Source organism: Candidatus Hakubella thermalkaliphila, from assembly GCF_013281975.1.
GTDB classification, from domain to species: domain Bacteria; phylum Actinomycetota; class Humimicrobiia; order Hakubellales; family Hakubellaceae; genus Hakubella; species Hakubella thermalkaliphila.
Map to the genome: position 1 here is coordinate 1 of NZ_BLRZ01000245.1, position 1,435 is coordinate 1,435.

General features: G+C 51.7%; 1 protein-coding gene. It reads left to right on the top strand.

Annotation, left to right across the window (positions count from 1 at the left end):
• Positions 1 to 136 precede the first annotated feature (136 nt).
• Complete coding sequence (gene istA / locus HW443_RS11240; RefSeq protein ID WP_176238226.1) at positions 137 to 1,363, top strand: IS21 family transposase; 1,227 nt, start codon at positions 137 to 139, stop codon at positions 1,361 to 1,363.
• The last annotated feature ends 72 nt before the right edge of the window (positions 1,364 to 1,435 follow it).

The following is a 1,435-nucleotide window of genomic DNA, read 5'->3' on the forward strand; positions in this document are numbered from 1 at the left end:
TAATTACCAATTTTTCCTACATATCCAGAACAACTGGTAACTTCCACCAGAATCTCTGCAAAACAAAGCCCCATTCATATTTTTCCCGAAAGGCGGTAACCTCCTCCCGTCACAAACATTGGACAGGGAGGAGTAAATGGCGAAAAAGAGAGTAACTATGAACAAGGTACGGGAGATCATTCGACTTCATGAAGAGATGGGGTTGAGCTATCGGAAGATAGCTCGGGCGCTGCGGATCTCTCACCCCATAGTCAGCCAGGACATTGCTGAGGTGAAGGCTGCGGGGCTTGGGTACGCCGACATCAAGACCTTGAGCGATACCAAGCTGCTGGAACTTTTGGAGAAGAGGAGGAATGAGACGGAGAGGTACAAAAAGCTCTCCGAGCGGTTTCCGTATTTGGCCCAGGAGCTGAAAAAGACCGGGGTGAACCGGCTCCTTTTGTGGGAAGAGTACCGGAAAGAGTGCTCCAACGGCTACAGCTACTCCCAATTCTGCTATCACCTGCAAGTCTGGCTGAATGCGGCTGATGTAACCATGCACCTTAACCATAAAGCAGGAGACAAGGCCTTTGTTGATTTTGCGGGCAAGAAGTTGAGCCTTGTTGACTTAAAAACTGGGGAAGTGAGGCCCGTGGAAACCTTTGTGGCCATCCTGGGAGCAAGCCAGCTCACCTACGTGGAAGCGGTGGAAAGCCAGAAGAAAGAGAATTGGATAAAGGCAAACGAGAATGCCTTGTGGTATTTTGGGGGAGTACCGGCGGCACTGGTTCCCGACTGCCTGAAAAGTGGAGTAACCAAGGGAGATAAGTACGAGCCGGACATCAACCCGGAGTATTCCGATTTTGCGCAGCACTACCACACCGTGATTCTCCCCGCCCGCCCCCATAGCGCCAAGGACAAGGCGCTGGTGGAGAATGCCGTAAATCTGGTCTATATCCGGATCTATGCTCCGCTGCGGGACCGCATTTTTTATTCTCTTGAAGACTTGAACCAGGCCATATGGGAGCTCCTGGAGGGCCATAACAAGATGAACTTTCAGAGGCTTGGGAAAAGCAGGCGCCAGCTTTTCGAGGAGATAGAAAAGCCGGCCCTCAAACCCCTCCCTCTGGAGCGATACGAGCTAAGGACCTTCCTCAACCTCAAGGTCCAGTTCAACTACCATATCGAGCTGAGGGAGGACAGGCATTACTACAGCGTCCCCTGGGAGTATAAGGGAAAGCGGGTCCAGGTGCTATATACCGACCGTGTGGTAGAGATCTACCACGACCATGTAAGAATCGCCTTTCACAAAAGAGATAGAACACCCCATAAGTACACCACCCTTAAGAGAGCACATGCCTCCCCACCATCGGTTTTACGATGAGTGGAGCCCGTGAGAGGATGATTAACTGGGCCGAGAAGATCGGGCCAGAGGTCAAGAGGATGATCGTGAAGG

Coding starts and splice junctions, on each gene's coding strand:
- istA (WP_176238226.1), top strand. CDS start 137: ATGGCGAAAAAGAGAGTAACTATGAACAAGGTACGGGAGATCATTCGA.